Below are 4,338 nucleotides of genomic sequence, written 5' to 3'. Positions count from 1 at the left end.
ACCACCCACCCCCTCCTCCGAGCCACCCTCAACATCGCCACCGACAACACCCTCCTCCTCACCGGCCGCCTCTCCACCACCGACCACCCCTGGCTGACCGAGCAGAGCATCGGCGAGACGCCGGTCCTGCCCGTCGCCGCGCTGCTGGAACTCGCCATCGCCGCAGGCGACTCGGTGTCCGCCGGCCGGATCGCGGAGCTGACGGTGGAGACGTCGCTGCCGACCGGACGGGCCGCTCAGATCCAGGCGGCCGTGGGCGCGCCCGACCCCGACGGGCGGCGCACGGTGGAGGTGCACTCCCGACCGGACGACGAGAGCCCCTGGACCCGGCACGCGACCGGCGTGCTGGAGGACGAGGCGCCGGACGCCGACATCGCGGACCCGACGGCCCCCTGGCCCCCGGCCGGCGCGGAGCCGATCGATCCGGAGGAGTTGTACGAGCGGCTCGCCGCGTCCGGGCTCGCCGTGGACGGAGTGTCCCGAGCCGTGCGTCGCGCCTGGCGGCAGCCGGACGGCCTCTGCGTGGAGGTGGCACTGCCGGAGGGCGCGTCGGTCGGGGGGTACGGCATCCACCCCGTGCTGCTGGAGGCGGCCCTGCACGTCGCAGCCCTCGCCGACGAACACACCACCTCTCCCCGACTGGCCCTGGCCTGGGAGGACGTCACGCTGCACGCGACCGACGCGACCGAACTGCGGGTCCGGTTGTTGCCGCTGGGCGCGGGCGCGTTCACACTGACCGCCACCGACCCGACGGGTGCGCCGGTCCTCTCCGCGGGGGCGGTGACCTTCCAGCCGGTCGCCCCGGCGACGTACGGGCAGGCGCGCGTCGAGGCGTCCGGTGACGGCCTGATGGGCCTGGAGTGGATCAGCGTCCCCGCCACCGCCGCCGACCTGCCGGCCGACATCGAGGTGTTCCACGCACCGGCCGGGCTGGAGGTCCGCGACACCCTGCACCCGGTGCTGAAGGCCGTGCAGGAGTGGCTGGCCGAGGATCGTCCCGGTCGGCTCGCCGTGGTCACCCGGGGCGCCGTCGCCACGACGCCCGACGCGGACGTGACCGACCTGGGCCAGGCCGCGGTGTGGGGTCTGCTGCGGACCGCGCAGACCGAGAACCCCGGCCGATTCATCCTGGTCGATCTGGACGACGAGCCTGCCTCCGAGCAGGCACTGGCCACCGCTCTCACCGTCGACGAGCCGCAACTCGCCGTACGCGCCGATCAGTTGTACGCGCCCCGGCTCGTTCGGCTGCCGGCGCCGCAGCCCGAACCCTCCTCGACCGGCGACGCGACCCCGCCCACCGCGCTGGACCCCGAGGGCACCGCGCTGGTCACCGGCGGCACCGGTCTGCTGGGCGGCCTGGTCGCCCGGCGGCTGGTCGAGGTGCACGGCGTGCGCCACCTGCTGCTGACGAGCCGGCGCGGCCCCGACGCGCCGGGCGCGGCCGAGCTGTGCGCCGAACTCGAAGCGCTGGGCGCGACGGTGACCGTCGCCGCCTGCGACACGGCCGACCGCGCGGCGGTGGAGCGGCTGCTGACGGACGTGCCGGCCGCCCACCCCCTCTCGGCGGTCGTCCACGCGGCCGGCGTCCTGGACGACGGCCTGGTCGGCTCGCTCACCGCCGAGCAGTTCGAGACGGTGCTCCGCCCGAAGGCGGACGCGGCGCTGCTGCTCGACGAACTGACCCGGGACGCCGCGCCCGCCGCGTTCGTCCTGTTCTCGTCGACCGCCGGTGTGCTGGGCTCGCCCGGCCAGGGCAACTACGCGGCCGCGAACGCACTGCTCGACGCGCTGGCGCAGCGCCGCCGGGCGCACGGCCTGCCCGGGACGTCGATCGCCTGGGGCCTGTGGGCGCAGAGCAGCGGCATGACGGGGCACCTGAGCGAGGCCGACGTGGCCCGCCTGGCGCGGGGCGGCGTGACGCCGCTGGCGGACGAGCAGGGGCTCGCCCTGTTCGATGCCGCGCTCTCGGCCGGCGGCCTCGTCGTGGCCGCCGGGGTGAACCGCGCGGGACTGCGCGCCCAGGCGGAGCGCGGTGCGCTACCTCACCTGCTGCGCTCGCTGGCGCCGGTCCGTCGACGGGCCAACGCGGCTGCGGCCGTGGACACTTCGGCGCTGCTGAAGCGGCTGACCGGGGCCACCGACACCGAACAGGACGCGGTCCTGCTGGAGCTGGTGCGCGCCCAGGCCGCGACGGTGCTGGGCCACGCCTCCGCCGGTCGCATCGAACCGGGCCGCGCGTTCCGGGAGTTGGGCTTCGACTCACTGACGGCGGTGGAGTTGCGCAACCGGCTGCAGGGTGCGACCGGGCGGCAGCTGCCGATGACGCTGATCTTCGACTACCCGTCACCGGTCCTCCTCGCGCGCCACCTGCGGCAGGAACTCGCGCCCTCGCCCGAACACGCCCAGTCCGCTCTGCTGGCCGAACTCGACCGCATCGGAGCCGCGTTGGAGGCTGTCCGGCCCGAGGGCGACGGCGGTCCGCTGATCGCCGCGCGGCTCCAGGAGATGGTCCGCCGCTGGAACACCGCCTCGGCGGACGGCGGCCACGAGCTCGATGACGACCTCGAAACCGTCACCGACGACGAACTGTTCAGCGTTCTGGACGAAGAACTCGGCACGGCCTGACCCCGCACTGACATCGAGGAGCACACATCACCATGGGGAACGAGCAGAAGCTTCGCGACTACCTGAAGCGGGCGACGGCCGATCTGCGCCAGGCCAACCGGCAGCTGCGCGAGGTCGAGGACCGGGTCCACGAGCCCATCGCCATCGTCGGCATGAGCTGCCGCTACGCCGGCGGGGCCGACGGGCCCGACCGGCTGTGGCAGTTGGTCGCCGAGGGCGGTGACGCGGTCTCCTCCTTCCCCACCGACCGCGGCTGGGACCTGGACGCCCTCTTCGACCCGGACCCGGAGCGGCCCGGCACGTCCTACGCCTCGGAGAGTGGATTCCTGCACGAGGCGAGCGGCTTCGACGCCGAGTTCTTCGGGATCTCGCCGCGCGAGGCGCTGGCCATGGACCCGCAGCAGCGGGTGCTGCTGGAACTGGCCTGGGAGGCCTTCGAGCACGCCGGTCTCGACCCGGCCGCCGCGCACGGCAGCCGCACCGGCGTGTTCGCGGGCGTCATCCACCAGGAGTACGTGCCGCACGCCTTCTCGGGCGCCGAGGGCCTGGAGGGCTACCTGCTGACCGGCACGACCAGCAGCGTGGCGTCGGGCCGGATCTCCTACACCTTCGGGTTCGAGGGCCCGGCGGTCACGGTGGACACCGCGTGCTCCTCCTCGCTGGTCGCCCTGCACCTGGCGGTGCTGGCGCTGCGCAAGGGCGACTGCGACCTGGCGCTCGCCGGCGGTGCCACGGTGATGGCCACCCCGGCGCCGTTCGTCGAGTTCAGCCGTCAGCGCGGCCTCGCACCGAACGGGCGGTGCAAGGCCTTCTCCGCCGACGCCGACGGCACCAACTTCTCCGAGGGCGCGGGCCTGCTGCTGGTCGAGCGGCTGTCCGACGCCCGCCGAAACGGGCACCGCGTACTCGCCGTCATCCGCGGCTCGGCGATCAACCAGGACGGCGCCAGCAACGGCCTCACCGCCCCCAACGGCCCGGCCCAGCAGCGCGTCATCCGGCAGGCCCTGGCCGACGCCCGCCTGGCCGCCCGCGACATCGACGCGGCGGAGGCGCACGGCACCGGCACGTCGCTCGGCGACCCGATCGAGGCGCAGGCGCTGCTCGCCACGTACGGGCAGGACCGCCCGACGGCCGAACGGCCGCTCTGGCTGGGCGCGGTGAAGTCGAACGTCGGCCACACGCAGGCGGCCGCGGGGGTCGCCGGCGTGATCAAGATGGTCATGGCGATGCAGCACCGCGAGCTGCCGAAGACCCTGCACGTGTCCGAGCCCACGTCGAAGGTGGACTGGTCCTCCGGCGCGGTCGCGCTGCTCACCGAGAACCGCCCGTGGGAGACCGTGGACGGGCGCCCGCGCCGCGCCGCCGTGTCGTCGTTCGGCATCAGCGGCACCAACGCGCACGTCATCCTGGAGGAGCCGACGGCCGAGGAGCCGGCCGAGGCGGAGCCGGCCGAGGTCGAGCAGGGGCCCGAACTGCCCACCGTCTGGCCGCTGTCGGCGAAGTCGGAAGCCGCGCTGCGCGACCAGGCCCGGCAGCTGCTCGACTGGCTCTCCCAGCACTCCGAGGCGGCGCCCGCCGACATCGCACACGTACTCGCCACGGGCAGGTCGCTCTTCGCGCACCGGGCAGTCGTCCTGCCCGGCGACCGCACGGAGGCGCTGCGCGCCCTGGCGGAGGGCGCCGACCACCCCGGCGTCGTGACCGGGAGTACGG

The 4,338-nt window shown here is 74.7% G+C and carries 2 protein-coding genes; both read left to right on the top strand.

What is annotated here, in order from left to right:
* On the top strand, positions 1-2,625 hold a 2,625-nt coding region (locus ACGF12_RS37980; protein ID WP_393041053.1), incomplete at its 5' end, for a type I polyketide synthase.
* Between the two features lie 32 nt (positions 2,626-2,657).
* Positions 2,658-4,338 (top strand): type I polyketide synthase (locus ACGF12_RS37975; protein ID WP_393041050.1); only part of this gene is annotated, 1,681 nt, incomplete at its 3' end.

The sequence above is a fragment of the Kitasatospora sp. NPDC048296 genome, assembly GCF_043201815.1.
Classification (GTDB): Bacteria; Actinomycetota; Actinomycetes; order Streptomycetales; family Streptomycetaceae; genus Kitasatospora.
The sequence above is the reverse complement of the archived record's forward strand: the minus strand, read 5'-3'. Positions and strand labels throughout refer to the sequence as shown.